The following is a 16626-nucleotide window of genomic DNA, read 5'->3' as shown; positions in this document are numbered from 1 at the left end:
AACGTGTTAGTCATTATTGGCTATGTCGTGGTATTTGCAGCCGTATTTGGTGGCTTTGCTATCAGTGGCGGTAATCTCGGCGCACTCTTTCAGCCGACTGAATTATTAATCATCGGTGGCGCCGGCCTGGGTGCTTTTCTGGTGGGGAATAACGGCAAAGCGATCCGCGCGACCATGAAATCTTTTCCTCGTTTATTTCGGGGTTCGTATTACACCAAAGCGTTATACATGGATTTAATGGCGCTGATGTATCTGCTGTTGTCCAAAAGCCGTCAGAGTGGGGTTGTTGCGCTGGAGAACGACATCGAAGATCCGCAAAACAGCGCCATCTTTTCCGCCTATCCGCGCCTGCTGGCGGATTCCGAAATCATGAATTTCCTTGTCGATTATCTGCGTCTGATGATCAGCGGCAATATGAATGCCTTTGAAATGGAAGCGCTGATGGATGAGGAGATCGAAACCTGCGAACACGAACATGACGTTCCGGCGAACAGTATCAATGCTGTGGGCGATGCGCTGCCTGCATTTGGTATCGTTGCGGCGGTGATGGGCGTGGTCAATGCGCTGGCGGCGGCGGATCGCCCGGCAGCGGAGCTGGGTGAACTGATTGCCCATGCGATGGTAGGTACCTTCCTCGGCATCCTGATTGCTTACGGCATGGTTCTGCCGCTGGCAACGTTGTTGCGTCAGCGTAGCGCCGAACATTTGAAAATGCTGGAGTGCATTAAAACCACGCTGCTGTGCAGCATTCATGGTTATGCGCCGCAGATCGCCGTCGAATTCGGCCGTAAAACGCTCTATTCGACTGAGCGCCCGAGTTTTGCTGAACTTGATGAGCACGTTCGCGAAGTCCGCTCCTCTTCATCTTCCGCACCGACGGGAGAGGCAACGTGAAGAAAAAGTCAGCCGCAACCATTGTTGTCCGCAAATTCAACCGAAAAAAACATGAGTCGCACGGCGGCTCATGGAAAATCGCCTACGCGGACTTTATGACCGCGATGATGGCTTTTTTCCTGGTGATGTGGCTGCTCTCATCCTCTTCTCCGGAGCAGCGCATGCAGATCGCTGAATATTTCAAAGTCCCGCTGAAAAACACGCTGGCGAACGGCAATAAAGCCAGCCTGAGCGACAGTATGATCCCCGGCGGCGGGGACGATCCCGTGAAAAACGACGGGGAAGTCTTCAAAAAGACGTTGAATAAAATTGATGAGAAAAAGCGTGAAGCGAATCTGAAACGCGCGAGAAACAAGCTGCAAAGCCTGATTCAAACCGATCCACGTCTGAACAATTTCACCTCGAATTTACGGCTTTCGCTGACCGATGATGGTCTGCTCATTCAGATCACCGACAGCGCCGATCGCCCGATGTTTAAAGTCGGCAGCCCGGTGCCGGAGAGTTATATGGTGAATATCCTCCAGGCTCTGGTTCCGGTGCTGAATGAATTGCCTAACCGCATCATTATGACCGGTCATACCGATGCGCTGCCCTATGCCAACGGTGAAGCGGGTTACAGCAACTGGGAGCTCTCCTCCGATCGCGCCAACGCATCGCGTCGCATTCTGGTCAGCGCCGGGCTTGGCAGTAACAAATTTATCCGGGTGATTGGTACCGCCGACACTATGGCGCAGTCAGGAACGAGCGCTGATGACCCGATCAACCGGCGTATCAGTATCCTGGTGCTCAGCCAGGAGCGCGCCAAACAAATCCTGCAGGAAGATGTGCTGCTACGTGACCCTGTCTCTCTGTTGGATGACAGTAAAAAAGCGGAGCAGGGCGCAGCCGCGCCTGCAACTGAATCAACCGTTAAAACGGCCATGGAGAATAACTAAGTGGATATCAGCGACTTTTATCAGGCTTTTTTTGATGAGGCTGACGAGCTGTTGGCCGACATGGAAAAGCACCTGCTTGACCTCGATCTGCTGTCGCCAGACAGAGAAGTATTGAATGCCATTTTTCGCGCCGCCCACTCGATAAAAGGGGGAGCCGGTACGTTTGGTTTTTCTGCGCTACAGCAAACGATGCATATTCTGGAAAATCTCCTCGACGATGTTCGTAGCGACAAGTTGCGGATTACCGAAGAGATTCGAAGTTTGTTTTTGGAAGGTAAGGACATCATGCAGGATCAACTGGACGCCTACAAATCCTCCTCTGAACCGGATCAGGAGGCCTATCAGTATATTTGCGAAGCGCTACGGCAAATTGCTAGCGACCACGCAGCACAGCCGCCCGTTGCGGCGGTTGTCCCGGCGGCTATCGTCGCGCCAGTGACGGCCGCGGCCGTCGCGGTGCCGGAGGAAGCCGAAGAGGGCGAACCGCGCCTGCTTATCGTGCTGCAAAAGGTGAAAGATGAGGATCAGGAACCGCTGCTGGAAGAGCTGGCGAATCTCGGGAGCATCAGCGATGTGCAGCGCGAAAACGGCGCTCTGCAACTGGTATTGCAAACCACCACCAACGCCGACGATATCCAGGCGGTGCTGTGCTTTATTCTGGAACCGGAGCAGATAACCATCGCCCCGGCGCCGGCCAAAGCCGCCACTCCGGTTACCGTTGAGGAGGCTGCCGTGCCGGAAGTGGCAGAAAGCAGCGCGGTTGCGCAGCCTGTTACTGGCGCCTCAGCACAGCCGCGTCCTTCGCGACCGGAATCTTCACGCAACCGCCCGCAGGCGGCGGAAGCGAGCAGCATCCGCGTCGCGGTGGAAAAAGTGGATCAGATCATCAACCAGGTTGGCGAACTGATCATCACGCAGGCGATGCTGTCGCAGCTTTCCGGCACCCTCGATGCATCAAGCCACGATACCCTGCTCAATACCATTGTTCAGCTTGAGCGTAATGCCCGCGACCTTCAGGAATCGGTGATGTCTATCCGCATGATGCCGATGGATTACGTCTTTAGCCGCTTCCCGCGTCTGGTTCACGATCTGGCGGCGAAACTGAATAAAGAGGTAGAGCTGACGCTGGTAGGCGGCTCCGCTGAGCTGGACAAACGGCTGATCGAACAGATCGTCGATCCGCTGACGCATCTGGTGCGTAACAGCCTCGATCACGGAATTGAACCGGTTGATGTGCGTCGCGCTAACGGCAAGCCGGATAAGGGCAATCTGGTGCTCTCTGCGGAACATCATGGTGGCAACATTATTATTGAAGTGAGCGATGACGGCGCCGGGTTGAACCGCGAAAAAATTCTCGCGCGGGCGCAGGCTCAGGGCATGTCGATCAGCGAAAACATCAGCGATGAAGATGTGTGGATGTTGATTTTCGCCGCCGGGTTCTCCACCGCAGAAAAAGTGACGGATATCTCCGGTCGCGGCGTGGGTATGGACGTTGTACGCCGTAATATCCAGGAGATGGGCGGTCATATCACCCTCCATTCTGAGCAGGGTAAAGGCTCGACCATCCGCATTATTTTGCCGCTGACGCTGGCAATCCTTGATGGCATGTCGGTTCGCATTGGTTCTGAGATCTATGTGTTGCCGCTCGGCAGCATGATGGAATCGTTAATGCTTTCTGAAACGAAGATGCACCGTATGACCGGCGGCGAGCGGATGTTGCAGGTGCGCGATGAGTATTTGCAGCTTGTCGAACTGGGACAACTCTTTGGCATTCACGAAGTGGATTACGACATCAGCGAGGGGATTGCCGTGATTGTACAGAGCGCGGGCAATCGTTATGCCCTGCTGGTGGATCAACTGATCGGTCAGCATCAGGTGGTAGTGAAAAACCTTGAGCAGAACTACCGCAAAATACCGGGCATTTCTGCCGCCACCATTCTGGGGGACGGCAGCGTGGCGTTAATACTGGATGTCGCTGTGTTAACGACATTAGCCAAAAAAAGAGATGCGCTGACAATGGTGCCTGAATTACAGGTTGGAAGGTTATTAAATGAACTTAACTGATACAGAAAAGCAATTGAAGGATGACGCGGGGCATGAATTCCTCGCCTTCCGTCTGGGTAATGAAGAGTACGGCATTGAGATCCTGAAAGTGCAGGAGATCCGTGGCTACGATCGCGTGACGCGTATTGCTAATACGCCGGACTTTATCGCCGGCGTGACCAATCTGCGCGGCGTGATTGTGCCGATTGTCGATCTACGGGTGAAATTCGCGCTTGAGTCGGCCAATTTTGATGACAATACCATTGTGATTGTCCTCAGCCTGAACAGCAGCCGCGTGGTGGGTATTGTCGTTGATGGTGTTTCCGATGTGCTGTCGCTGGACGCCGCGCAGATTAAACCTGCGCCGGAATATACTGTGGCGCTTTCCACGCAATATTTGCTGGGCCTTGGTTCGATGGGCGAGCGGATGCTGATTCTGGTGGATATCGAAAAACTGTTGAACAGTGATGAGATGGAACTGATCGATAAAGTGGCCGATAACGGCTTCAATTAATTCTTTCTGCGTTTTTATTTCACAAGCCTTTCCGGTCAACGGAGAGGCTTTTTTTGTGGAGGCTTATTGATGTAAAAATGGGCCTGAGTCTGAAAGGCGCAGTAAAAAATGCAGCGTGTCTCGCTATGGCTTCCAGCGATCATTCGTTATAACCCCGCTTTGAGTACGTATTTCCACTTCCCTGAAAAAATTTGCCAAATACGTCGATAAGAAACGTCTGAATGCTTGAATTCCATACGGAAATGCTTTTTTGTGATACCGCCATTTATTCACCGGGCAGCGAACAGGGTAATCTCAACGGCGGCTTTCGAGAAAAACAAACTATTTGCCGCAGGTGTTCAGGCTAAGGTCTGGTGGTAATGCCTGGTCGATAAATCTGCATAAATGTGAAAAACGAGGGAGTGATATGAAAAGAAACATCGCTTGTCTGACGCTGGCCATTACCGCTCTGCTGGGCAGCGCGGCTGTTCCGGCTTTTGCTGCACCCTTTCCGGTGACGCCTGATTTGTCGGTGCCGGTCAGCCAGTATGTGACGCAGGTTAACGCGGATAAGAGCATCACCTTTCGCCTTTTCGCGCCGGGCGCCAAACGGGTCTCGGTGATCACGGGTGCCACCCCGGACAGCTATGTTTCGCATGATATGAGCAAAGACGCCAGCGGCGTCTGGTCCTGGAAAAGCGCGGCGCTGGCGCCGAACCTCTATGAGTACTATTTCGATGTCGATGGGTTCCGCTCGGTGGATACGGGAAGCCGTTTTCCGAAGCCGCAGCGCCAGGTGAATACCAGTCTGATTCTGGTGCCGGGCAGTATTCTCGACGATCGCGCTGTTCCTCATGGCGATCTGTTGACGGTGACTTACCACTCGAAAGCGTTGGGCTCCGAGCGGCGGGTCTATATCTGGACGCCGCCAGGTTATAACGGAAAAGGCGAACCGCTGCCGGTGCTCTATTTCTACCACGGTTTTGGCGATACCGGCCTTTCCGCAATCGATCAGGGACGTCTGCCGCAGATCATGGATAACCTGCTGGCCGAAGGGAAAATCAAACCGATGCTGGTCGTGGTGCCGGATACCGAAACCGACATTGTGCAGGCGATCCCGGAGAATTTTCCGCCGAAAGATCGCCGCAAAACATTTTATCCCCTCAATGCCAAAGCGGCAGATCGCGAACTGATGCACGATATTATTCCGCTGGTCGATACGCGGTTTAACGCCCGCAAAGACGCAAGCGGACGCGCGCTGGCAGGCTTGTCGCAAGGGGGATATCAGGCGCTGGTTTCCGGGATGAACCACCTTGAAAGCTTCGGCTGGCTGGCGACTTTTAGCGGTGTCACCACCACAACGGTACCTGACGCGGGCGTTAGTGCGCAGTTCAGTAAACCGGCGTTAATTAATCAGCAACTGCATAATTTCACCGTTGTTGTCGGTGAAAAGGACTCTGTCACCGGGAAAGACATCGCCGGGCTGAAGAGCGAGCTGGAGAAACAGGGGATTAAGTTTGATTACAAAGTGTACCCCGGTCTGAACCATGAAATGGATGTCTGGCGTCCGGCGTATGCGGAGTTTGTGCAGAAACTGTTTAAGTAACGTACTGCGCCCCAGGTCGGCTTTACTCTCTTACCCTGAAAACGTGGATGAGTGAAGCCAGGCAATGAACTTGCTTCAACACCGTGGCGGTCAAAGGGACGAACGTCATGGTGTTGGGCTGGAAGGGGCTGGTTTTGCACAGGAAAGTATATTGGCGATGTCGTTTCGCCGTTTATAGCGTTAATGCCGACTGGCGGGTGCGAATCCTTTTAATCACCTTACGATTCAGCAAATTAGACGACACATAACGGAATATTTTTCCATTGCGCTGCTGTGCTAATTCCAGACTGTAAGAAAATACGCTCATTCTTGCTTTAATAGTAATAAGATAACTTTATGAATCTTTCATATAACACTTTATTAATAAGCAAAGCACAGCTATGCTGCAGGTGTTAATCTTTAACGTTGAATAAGAAAATGTATTTGCCTGCTGATCACAACGATTTCAGCCAGGGTTTATATTTTTAATGATAAAGGTTCTCAGTAATGCAGGTATTTAAGACGTGATTTGGGCTGGTGGTAAATCATAATGAAGAGAGAGCTTTTTATTGGGTTGACAATTCTTGCTGTTGTCTTCTTCGTGATGTCGATAATTTTATCCTTCCATATCTGGATTACCCGTACACAGACCATCAACGATCTTAATACCAATGTTTCGAATTTAAGCCATACTCTCAATCTTTATTCTGAGGGCGTTATCCGGCAAGGTGAGATGCTCATAGAGAATCTTTCGGACATAACGGAAATTTATGGTAAAGATAAAAATCAGGTTATCAATATAAAGAAAATTCTGGCGGGTCAGGATGAATTACTGGAACAACTCAATAATGTCGTTATTTATGATGCTACTGGCAATAAGTTCATGGCATTACACGAAAGGTTTTCTGGCCGCATCAATAGCGCAGACCGTTTTTTCTTTGTCTACCATCAGAACAATACGTCTAAAAAAGTTTTTATTGGCCCTCCGGTCGTCAGCCGGACGAACGGGAAATGGGTGATAACCCTCAGTCGCAGGCTGGAAGATCGCCAGGGCCTGTTTGCCGGTGTCGCCGTTCTCACGCTTAATATTGAAAATTTCCTTGAAACGTTTGGCAAGATCGATATTGGCCATTCTGGCGCTATTGCATTAACAAGCGAGTCCGGAATATTGCTGATACGTTACCCTTTTGATGAAAAATATATTGGTCGGGTTATTTCCGATTCGCCGCTTTTTACCACATACCTGAAAAACAGTAATTCCGGCACCGCAAGAAGTGTCTCTCGTTTTGACAATATACAACGGATGTATGCATTTCAAAAAAACAAACGATATGGTTTAGTCACCACTGTCGCCGTGAGTATCGACGAAGGAATGTTGTCCTGGAAAAAACAATCAGAAATTCTGATTGTGGTTGTTATCTTCCTGATGGGCGGCGTTATAACTTCAGGTTATTTTCTTCTGCGGGATATCCACAGGCGGGTACGCACCAGTCGTGAGCTGTCAAAAACCACTGAATCACTCATGACTGCAAACAAGAAATTAAAGGCTATGGCGGCTGAAGACAGTTTAACCGGGCTGGCGAACCGTCGAAAATTCGATGAGGCGCTGCCCCGCGAAGTATTACAATGCGCCGTAAATAATCATGCAATATCTTTGATGCTTATTGATATAGATCACTTTAAGAAATATAACGATAATTACGGCCATTTAGCTGGCGATGACTGTTTACGCCAGGTTGCAACAACCCTGAAAAAAACAATCAAAGGCAGCTCTGCGCTGGTTGCCCGCTACGGCGGAGAAGAGTTTGTCGTTATTCTTCCGGCAACAGATTTGATCGCGGCAGAAAAGAAAGCCAAAAAAATCATTCAAACTATTTGTCAGGAAAATATCCCTCATGAATATAGCCCATTCGGAATAGTAACCGTCAGTATTGGTATTGCTTCTGGCCCCGGTCCGGCAGTGAAAGGCAAGGAGACAACGCTTATCGAATTCGCTGATGATGCGCTTTATCATGCAAAATATTCCGGGCGTAATGGCTTTTTCTCCTCAACGCATCTGTTTTAAATACAACTCTTCCTGAGTAACGCACGGCAGAGTGTTGTTCGCTCTGCCGTGCTGATTATCAGAAGGATGCGCGTTTGTACGCCTTATAGCGTGCATCCCAGTAAATATTATCGAGGCGTGTTGTTAATTCCTCTTCACTCATCATTGGGCCGACGCCCTCCTGCTGACCCGCATGAGCCACCTTGAGGGCGATAGCTTTCGATACGGCTTCAATGATCTCGACTGGCGGCAGAAGCCCCCCTTTCTCTGTATTCGCCAATGGGGAGAACGCGGAAAGGGTTTTGCTGGCCACGCTCAGCATGGTGTCGGTGACGCGAGTTAACTTACCGGCCAGTATGCCCAGACCCAGCCCCGGGAAAATATACGCATTGTTGCACTGGGCGATTTCGTACGATTCGTCCTGATAAAAGACCGGCTCGAAAGGGCTTCCCGTTGCAATAAGCGCGGCCCCCTGCGTCCATTCAATCAAGTCCCGGGGCTGTGCTTCAGCGCGCGAGGTCGGATTTGACAACGGCATAATAATGGGACGGGAACAGTGACGATGCATCTCTTTCACGATTTCTTCGCTGAAAAGACCGGGTTGCCCGGAAACGCCAATCAATACGTTGGGATGGACATTACGTACCACGTCCAGCAGAGACATATTCTCGGAATCGGTATCCCAGTCGGCAATAAGACGACGCGGCGTGACCAGTTTTTGCTGGAAATCCAGTAAATTAGGCATGTCGTCTGTCAACAGACCAAAGCGATCGATCATGAAAATGTTGTTGCGGGCTTCATCCGGGGTCAGGCCATCATCGACCATTAAGGCAATGATTTTCTCCGCGATGCCGCAGCCGGCGGAGCCGCTGCCGAGGAAAACCACGCGCAGATCGCGTAAGCGCATTCCCGCAGCCTGCGAAGCGGCAATCAGCGTACCGGTGGTGACCGCTGCCGTTCCCTGAATATCATCATTAAAACAGCACAACTGGTGGCTGTAACGGTTCAGAAGTTTGGTCGCATTTTTCTGGGCAAAATCTTCAAATTGCAGGAGGACATTTGGCCAGCGCGCTTTGATGGCCTCAATGAACATATCCATAAATTCGATATAATCTTCGTCACTGATTCGCGGATGACGCCACCCCATATACAGCGGGTTTTCGAGATGCTGGCTGTTATTGGTGCCGACATCCAGCATGATAGGCAGCGTGGATGCCGGGTCAATTCCGCCGCAAGCGGTATATAACGAGAGTTTTCCAATCGGGATCCCCATTCCGCCGATGCCCTGATCGCCAAGACCGAGAATGCGTTCCCCATCGGTAACCACAATCACGCGAATATCATTCCGTGAAAAACTTTGCAGCATTTCATCGATGCGATGCCGGTCCGGCCATGAGATAAACAATCCCCTGGCGCGGCGATAAATCTCAGAAAAATGCTCACAGGCTTCGCCCACCGTTGGGGTGTAAATAATCGGCAACGTTTCCTGCATATGACAGCGCAGAAGGTTATAAAACAGCGTCTCGTTGGTGTCCTGAATATTGCGTAAGTAAACATGGCGGGAGATGTCTTTTTTAAAATGACAAAATTGTTTCCATGCGCGTTCTGTTTGTTCTTCAATGGTTTCGACGTTATGCGGTAATAATCCATGCAGATTAAAGGCCAGACGTTCATCATCGGTGAATGCCAGCCCTTTATTAAGTAATGGGTTTTCCAGTAACACAGCGCCATTATAAGGCGTATAAAGCGTTTCTTTGCGTAACATTATTGCTGCTCCTGACTAAATAATAACGGCACGGCTGCCGATGTCTCGGGGATAACAGAAAAGAGGCTCAAGAAATCAAATAGATCATCACGCCCTCAGTTAATACGCCGATCGCAGTGCCAATAAGAATGGAAGAGGATGCGGATTCGATATAAGTGTCGCTGCGCAGGGCGAACATGCCCGCAGCGATAGCAGAAGGTGTTGCACCAATAATCACGACCTGCTGCATTAAGGTGTGGCTCAGGCCAAATGCCAGCCCGGCTACTGCCATCATGGCGGGTTGGATCAGATTTTTGATGCTGATATTGGTAAAGGTCTGGAGATTCAGCGACGGGCGCTCACCGTAAAACAGCAGACCGAGGGCAAACAGCGACAGACCACCGGCAATTTTGCCAACCATCTCAATCGGCGCGCTCAACAGATGCGGTAACTGCACACCGGCCAGGCTCAGCACGACACCGGAGACGGGGATCCAGACAATCGGGTTACGCACCGCCCGCAGTAAATTCTGCATAATCAGTTTGCCCGGATGTAGCGTTTCAATATCGGCATCTTTATCGCCCATGCGGATTAAGATAATGGTCAACGGAATCATTAATACGCTGGTGACTAAGTTGCCAATTAGCACGCCTAAAAAGCCTTCCGGCCCAATCAGCACGGCCAGTACCGGCGCGCCAAAATAGGCCATATCAGGAAAAGCGCAAACCAAAGACTGTATTGCACTGGTCTTGATATCATGACGAAAAACGTAACGCGACAGGAGCAGCGTCAGTAAATAAGAGCCCATCAGACCAATCACCAGCACAGCCATAAACGAGAAGTTTTTGATTTTGTCCGGGTTGGTGTTCAGTGCTCCGATAAAGAGATGAAAGGGTAATGCAAAGCGAATCACCACTGTTGCTAATACAGTGGCATCCTTACGGTGCGTATACCCTAATTTTCCGCTTAACCACCCTAGTAACATGATAAATACTAAAGGAAATAAAGATTGTAAGAGTAGTGAAGGCATAAAATGTCCTGTTTTTGTTTTAATTAAATAGTTTTCAGGCAGAACTCTATCTATCGTATTTACTGCCAAAGGTGATTAGAATCACACTTCGTATGTTTTAATTAGTTTCAAAAAGAATACTTTAATTAAATGAAAATGTTGAGGTGCTAAGTTTATATTTTTATTAGAAGTATCTAATGCATGTATCCGCGCGATTATTTTATTTACGAATGGCCTGTTTAAGTTATTTAAATGTGAATTACTACGGCACTCACAAATTCAATAAGCAGTAACCGTTGCTCACTTTACAGACCGAAGATTATGTTATTTATTCAATCATAACTTCCTGGTAGCAATCTTTATTTTGTTGGCCTTATTTTTTCAAGCATTTTATCCTATTACGAATAACCCAGCGGTTATTCCTGACCCACTGTTAATTATTAATAGCGAATCAGGTGAAAATAATGAAAGATAATCCTCTCTCTTCCTCTGTTGACGCATCCCCTGCGGGTGCACAACTTTCGCGGCTGCATGGACTTGAAGTCGGCGCCGTACCCTTGCTGCTCTTTATCGGTATCGCTTCGATTGTCGCCATCTCAGCTACCGCAGGTTTATTGCCGAAAAACATGATTGGCGGCCTGGCGGTGATCATGACGCTTGGTTTTGCCTTTGCCAAAATAGGCCGGATGTTGCCGGTGCTGAAGGACGTCGGTGGGCCAGCAATATTGTGCCTGATGGTGCCCTCGGTACTGGTTTATTTTGGCCTGTTTGAAGCGCATACCTTAGCCACCGTCCATCTGCTGATGAAAGAAGCCAACCTGCTTTATTTTGTCATTGCCTGTCTGGTTGTTGGCAGCATTCTCGGCATGAACCGGGTGATCCTGATCCAGGGGATGATCCGCATGTTTGTACCGCTGGTGGCCGGTACGGTGGTCGCGGTGCTCTCCGGGCTGCTGGTAGGAACAGTATTTGGCTACACGCCGTATCACACCTTTTTCTTTATCATCGTGCCCATTATCGGCGGTGGCATCGGCGAAGGCATATTACCGCTGTCACTGGCCTATTCCGCCATTCTCGGGCAAACCCCGGATGTGTATGTTGCTCAACTGGCACCCGCGGCAGTGGTGGGCAATATCTTTGCCATTATCTGCGCTGGCGTGCTGTCGCGGATAGGGATGCGCCGTCCTTCCCTGACCGGCAACGGTATGTTGATCCGCAGTGATGAGGATAACCGCGTTTTCGCGCAGACGCAGGAGGCGCAGCAGACCGATTTTCAACTGATGGGCGGTGGGCTGTTGATGATATGCGCCTTTTTTATCGTCGGCGGGTTGTTTGAAAAACTGGTGCATATTCCTGGTCCGGTGCTGATGATCCTGATTGCCGTGCTGTGCAAGTACGCACAGGTGATCCCAAAATCCATGGAGCAGGGCGCGCACAGTTGCTATAAGTTTGTTTCCGCAGCACTTGTCTGGCCGCTGATGATTGGCCTCGGCATGCTTTATGTGCCGCTGGAAAGCGTGGTCGCGGTGTTCTCAATGGGCTACGTGGTGGTGTGTGGCTCAGTGGTGATTGCCATGGCGTTAAGTGGTTATTTCATTGCCACATGGCTGAATATGTATCCGGTGGAAGCCGCGATAGTGACCAGCTGTCATAGCGGCCTGGGCGGTACGGGGGATGTGGCGATCCTCTCGGCATCCAACAGAATGGCATTGATGCCCTTCGCGCAAATCGCCACCCGCATTGGTGGTGCTTCAACGGTCATTCTTGCCACCTTGTTATTAAGCTGGCTCGTCTGAATCACAGGCCCGCAGTTATTGCGGGCGCTTATCCGGTTGCGATGCGTTCGCCATCAAACGCTTAGCGATAACGCAACGCAAGTTTGAATTTCCCCCTGTTCTTATCAACAAAAGGGGCATGTGAAAGGGCAAAAAAAAACCGCCCGGAGAGGGCGGTCTTTGCATTCGGCGGGTTGCCCCACTGAACAGCGCGAATTAACGCAGCAGAGACAGTACGTTCTGCGGAACCTGGTTAGCCTGTGCCAGTACAGAAGTACCTGCAGACTGCAGAATGTTCGCACGGCTCATTTCAGAAACTTCAGAAGCGAAGTCAGCATCCAGGATACGTGAACGAGATTCAGACAGGTTGTTAACGGTGTTGTTCAGGTTGCTGATAACAGAATCGAAACGGTTCTGTACCGCACCCAGACCAGAACGCAGTTCGTCAACCTGAGACAGCGCTTCGTCGATTTTGGTCAGCGGATCGGCAGTTGCTACAGTGGTATCAACAGCCGCGCCGGAAGTTACAGCACCTGCTGCATCAGCAGTCGCTTCAGTCAGGTTACCGTTAGCGTCGGCCAGGTAGTAGTTACCTTCACCGTCGGTTTTCAGGGTGCTACCAGCCACGCCAGCCAGGTCTGCAGTCTGCTCAACGGAAGCGCTTTCGCCCGCTAAGCTTGCGCCCATGCTAACACCGGTGGTTGCAGGGGTAGAAGAGTCGAACTCCAGGCCATCGCCAGCGGTGTTCGCTTTTGCTTCGTAGTAGTTAGAACCGGATTTAACGTACACTTTACCGTCGTTACCCTGAACAACATCATCAACAGATGCCGGAGTACCGCTGGTGTCAGCCACGTTGCTCATGTCAGCAGCAACATCAACGTCAACGCTGATAGTGGTGGTATCGGTCAGAGAGCTTGCATCCACGCCGCTGGCAATGGTGAAGCCTGCCATGCCCAGAGTGTCAGAGTTCATCTGGTTCAGCTGGATATCGATATTCTGGCCGTCGTTAGAACCTACCTGGATAGACAGTTTCTGATCTTTGCTCAGTACTTTCACGCCGTTGAACTCAGTCTGTTCAGAGATACGGTTGATCTCGTCCAGACGTGCGTTGATTTCGTCCTGGATGGACTGACGGTCAGAATCAGAGTTGGTGCCGTTCTGAGCCTGTACAGACAGACGACGGATGTTCTGCAGGTTATCGTTGATTTCGTTCAGCGCGCCTTCAGTCGTCTGTGCGATAGAGATACCGTCGTTTGCGTTACGGGAAGCCTGGCTCAGACCGTTGATGTTCGCGGTGAAGCGGTTAGAGATTGCCTGACCTGCTGCATCGTCTTTCGCGCTGTTAATACGCAGACCAGAAGACAGACGCTCAATAGCGGTACCCAGAGAGCTCTGAGATTTATTCAGGTTGTTCTGTGCAACGAGGCTGAGGGCGTTAGTGTTAATAACCTGGGACATGTTTATTCCTTAATACTCTATAGTTCACATGGATTATGGTTATGCGTAAGTTGTCTCGCATACTAAATAAATCGGCCCTTTAAAAAAGGACTGAAATTTTTTGCTGCGGAAAGATTTGTTGAGTACCAGGGTGGAATTTCAGGAAACAATGACTTAGCTATTTTTTAGCTGCTATTTAAGCCGATTCTGATATTGAAGATATGAATTGCGCGCACAACTGACGTTATATTCCCTTTTCGATTTAGTGAATTTTCCCTGCAGCGCTGAGTTTTTTCTTTCTTCTATATAGTTCCTTTATTAAATATTCATCTTTTTATTTCCCAGGCCGATTGGTTAATAGAATTCACTCAACAAAATGACCTTTCCGACCGGAGACGACATGGGAATATCATCATTAGGTGTAGGTACTGGCGGGATCGATACGGCATCAATGCTGGAACAGCTGAAGGCCGGCGAGCAATCACGTTTAACACCTTATACCAATTTACAGAACAGCTATAAGTCGCAGATTTCAGCATGGGGTAAGATCTCCAGCCTGCTGTCGAATCTGCAAAAAAGCGTTACCACCATGGGCTCTGATGCATTTAATAAAATGAACGTCAGCGCCAATGAAGCCTTTACTGCCGTTGCAGGCAGCGGCGCGCAGGCGGACAGCCATTCGGTGACCATTTCACAGCTCGCGACGGCACATAAATTGAAAACGCAGCCGGAAGCCAGCGCGGATGACATGTTGGGCGAAACCACCGGCGGCAGCCGTACCGTGACCATCACGCAGAATGACGGCAAGACCATGGAAGTGGAGCTGGCGGATGATGAAACCTCGCTGAACCAGATTGCCAAAGCGATCAATAAACAGAAAGGCGATGTGACGGCTTCCGTACAGCGTACCGATGACGGCTATCAGCTGGTACTGAGTTCGAAAAAGACCGGTTCCGATGGCGAAATGACCGTCAGCGTTGACGGTGATAATACGCTGGCAGGCGTGCTGAACACCTCCGGCGGCGGCCAGCATGTCAATGCTGACGGCTCCGTCGCTCCCGATGGCGGCGCAAACGACAATATGATCGCCGTTTCCGATGCCCTGGACGCCAAACTGCGCGTCGATGGCTCTGACTATACGCGCTCCAGCAACAACATCAGCGACATCATTGACGGCGTGACGCTGAACCTGAAAAAAGTGTCGGAAAACGGCGACGCTGAACAGTTGACGCTGACCTCGGATACCTCGGCCATCAAAACCAGCCTTCAGGATTTTGTTAAGCAATACAATGCGCTGCTTACCGAGACTACCGCTGACAGCAAATATGTCGCGGCGGATACCTCCAGCCTGGGCGATGAAGAAGTGGCGACGCAAAACTCCGGCAGCGGCTCGCTGGTGGGGGATTCCACGCTGCGCAGCCTGGTCAGCCAGGTGCGTTCCACTGTCAATGGCGTATACGGCGATGCCGGGGCAGATTACGGCTCGCTGGCAGATTTAGGCATCAAGATTGATGCGGCAACCGGCCAGATGACGCTGGATGAAGACACGCTGGATGAAGCGATTGCCGATAATCCGGAACAAATCAGCCTGATGTTCTCCGGCCGTGGCGACAGCGAAGGGCTCTCCTCGACGCTGGATTCCATCATCACCAGCTACGTTGGCGATTCGAAGACCAAAACGGACGGTTTGATTAAAACCACCACCGACAGCCTGGAGTCGCAAACCAAAATTGCGCAAACCCAGATCGACAAGACGCAGAAGCTGATTGACGCACAGGTCGAACGTTACCGTGTGCAGTTCCAGAACCTCGACACCATGATGTCGAATCTGAACAACATGAGCAGTCAGTTAACGTCATTGCTTTCAACCCTCTAATTTTTCATGGCGCAGGCCCGTCGCGGCCTGCCAACAGGAGTGACAAACATGTATGCAGCACAGGGGAGCCAGGCGTATGCGCAGGTGGGTCTTCAAAGTAAGCTCTCTGGCGCCACGCCGCACCAGTTAATTTCTATGCTGTTCGACGGCGCGCACAGCGCCATTCTGCAAGCCAATATCTATTTTGAGAATGGCAACGTCGCCCAGCGTGGCAAGATGATCTCTAAAGCGATCAATATTATTGATAATGGTTTACGCGCCGCGCTCGATCACGAGAAAGGCGTACATATTGCCGCAGAACTGGAGCAAATGTACGAATATATGTCGCGGACATTATTAGAGGCGAATCTGCGTAACGAGCCGGAGAAATTAAAGCACATCGATGCGCTGTTAATGAAACTGGCCATGACATGGAAAGAGATCGAACCAACACAGCGTCGGGTGAATTATGGATGAGGTGCTGCCAAAAATTATCGTTGAATTATACCAGATGAATTTAACGCTGCTGGATATGGCAGCGAAAGAAGAATGGGACCTGCTTGTCGAAATGGCCGCTGGCTATATGCTGAAAAAGCAGGACATTATGGAAGTCAGCGCCGATGATCTATCTGTTGCGGAAAGAGAAAACCTGAAAAAGGTATTAAAGCAGATGGTGGAAAACGAGGGGGAAATAACCCGGAAATTGCAGGCGCGTCTTCATGTTCTAAAACAGAATCTGTCTTCAATACATCGTGGAACCACGTTCAGTAAGCTCTACTCCAGTCAGCAAACCTCTTCAATACATTAAACAA

The 16626-nt window shown here is 50.5% G+C and carries 13 protein-coding genes; 10 read left to right on the top strand and 3 right to left on the bottom strand.

Translation table 11 applies throughout. The features are described from left to right. The first annotated feature begins 3 nt into the window (after nucleotides 1-3). The 6 genes from motA to C0557_RS19210 all read left to right on the top strand — a co-directional run bounded on the left by motA (nucleotide 4) and on the right by C0557_RS19210 (nucleotide 8015). Nucleotides 4-894 carry a flagellar motor stator protein MotA gene (motA, locus tag C0557_RS19235; RefSeq protein ID WP_074773655.1) on the top strand — a complete coding sequence of 297 codons (891 nt, stop codon included), beginning with the start codon at nucleotides 4-6 and terminating at the stop codon, nucleotides 892-894. Beyond that, complete coding sequence (gene motB / locus C0557_RS19230) at nucleotides 891-1829, top strand: flagellar motor protein MotB (RefSeq protein WP_208660280.1); 939 nt, start codon at nucleotides 891-893, stop codon at nucleotides 1827-1829. The genes motA and motB overlap by 4 nt, the downstream gene beginning before the upstream one ends. Continuing rightward, nucleotides 1830-3893, top strand: a complete 2064-nt coding sequence (gene cheA / locus C0557_RS19225; protein ID WP_208660278.1) for a chemotaxis protein CheA — start codon at nucleotides 1830-1832, stop codon at nucleotides 3891-3893. Continuing rightward, nucleotides 3880-4386, top strand: coding sequence for a chemotaxis protein CheW (gene cheW, locus C0557_RS19220; RefSeq protein WP_007370639.1), 507 nt, complete (start codon nucleotides 3880-3882; stop codon nucleotides 4384-4386). The genes cheA and cheW overlap by 14 nt, the downstream gene beginning before the upstream one ends. 406 nt (nucleotides 4387-4792) lie before the next feature. After that, a complete protein-coding gene (locus tag C0557_RS19215) occupies nucleotides 4793-5971 on the top strand; it encodes an alpha/beta hydrolase-fold protein (protein WP_253073742.1) in 1179 nt (392 codons plus the stop codon). Nucleotides 5972-6500: 529 nt separating this feature from the next. Next, nucleotides 6501-8015: a sensor domain-containing diguanylate cyclase gene (locus tag C0557_RS19210; protein WP_208660276.1), complete on the top strand. Its 1515-nt coding sequence runs from the start codon at nucleotides 6501-6503 to the stop codon at nucleotides 8013-8015. 58 nt (nucleotides 8016-8073) lie between these two features. Here C0557_RS19210 and C0557_RS19205 read toward each other — a convergent pair whose 3' ends face one another. Then, on the bottom strand, nucleotides 8074-9759 hold the full coding sequence (locus C0557_RS19205) for an NAD-dependent malic enzyme (protein WP_208660274.1): 1686 nt from the start codon (nucleotides 9757-9759) through the stop codon (nucleotides 8074-8076). A gap of 67 nt (nucleotides 9760-9826) precedes the next feature. Next, on the bottom strand, nucleotides 9827-10768 hold the full coding sequence (locus tag C0557_RS19200; protein ID WP_208660272.1) for an AEC family transporter: 942 nt from the start codon (nucleotides 10766-10768) through the stop codon (nucleotides 9827-9829). Nucleotides 10769-11211: 443 nt separating this feature from the next. Here C0557_RS19200 and C0557_RS19195 point away from each other — a divergent pair, with 443 nt between their 5' ends. After that, on the top strand, nucleotides 11212-12543 hold the full coding sequence (locus C0557_RS19195; protein ID WP_208660270.1) for a 2-hydroxycarboxylate transporter family protein: 1332 nt from the start codon (nucleotides 11212-11214) through the stop codon (nucleotides 12541-12543). Nucleotides 12544-12738: 195 nt separating this feature from the next. Here the strand turns inward: C0557_RS19195 and C0557_RS19190 are convergent, their stop codons facing one another. Then, complete coding sequence (locus C0557_RS19190; protein WP_208660268.1) at nucleotides 12739-13980, bottom strand: FliC/FljB family flagellin; 1242 nt, start codon at nucleotides 13978-13980, stop codon at nucleotides 12739-12741. Between the two features lie 379 nt (nucleotides 13981-14359). Between C0557_RS19190 and fliD the strand changes: the two genes are divergently transcribed. Genes fliD through fliT form a run of 3 tightly spaced genes read left to right on the top strand, consistent with a single transcriptional unit; the run spans nucleotide 14360 to nucleotide 16622 of the window. Continuing rightward, complete coding sequence (gene fliD, locus C0557_RS19185; protein WP_208660267.1) at nucleotides 14360-15835, top strand: flagellar filament capping protein FliD; 1476 nt, start codon at nucleotides 14360-14362, stop codon at nucleotides 15833-15835. 48 nt (nucleotides 15836-15883) lie between these two features. Continuing rightward, the gene (gene fliS / locus C0557_RS19180; RefSeq protein ID WP_007370650.1) at nucleotides 15884-16291 is read left to right on the top strand and encodes a flagellar export chaperone FliS; all 408 of its coding nucleotides are present in this window, start codon (nucleotides 15884-15886) and stop codon (nucleotides 16289-16291) included. After that, the gene (fliT, locus tag C0557_RS19175) at nucleotides 16284-16622 is read left to right on the top strand and encodes a flagellar protein FliT (protein WP_208660265.1); all 339 of its coding nucleotides are present in this window, start codon (nucleotides 16284-16286) and stop codon (nucleotides 16620-16622) included. The genes fliS and fliT overlap by 8 nt, the downstream gene beginning before the upstream one ends. Nucleotides 16623-16626 lie beyond the last annotated feature (4 nt).

Source organism: Kosakonia sp. MUSA4 (assembly GCF_013085925.1).
GTDB classification, from domain to species: Bacteria; Pseudomonadota; Gammaproteobacteria; order Enterobacterales; family Enterobacteriaceae; genus Kosakonia; species Kosakonia sacchari_B.
This window is presented reverse-complemented; position numbering and strand designations above follow the sequence as displayed.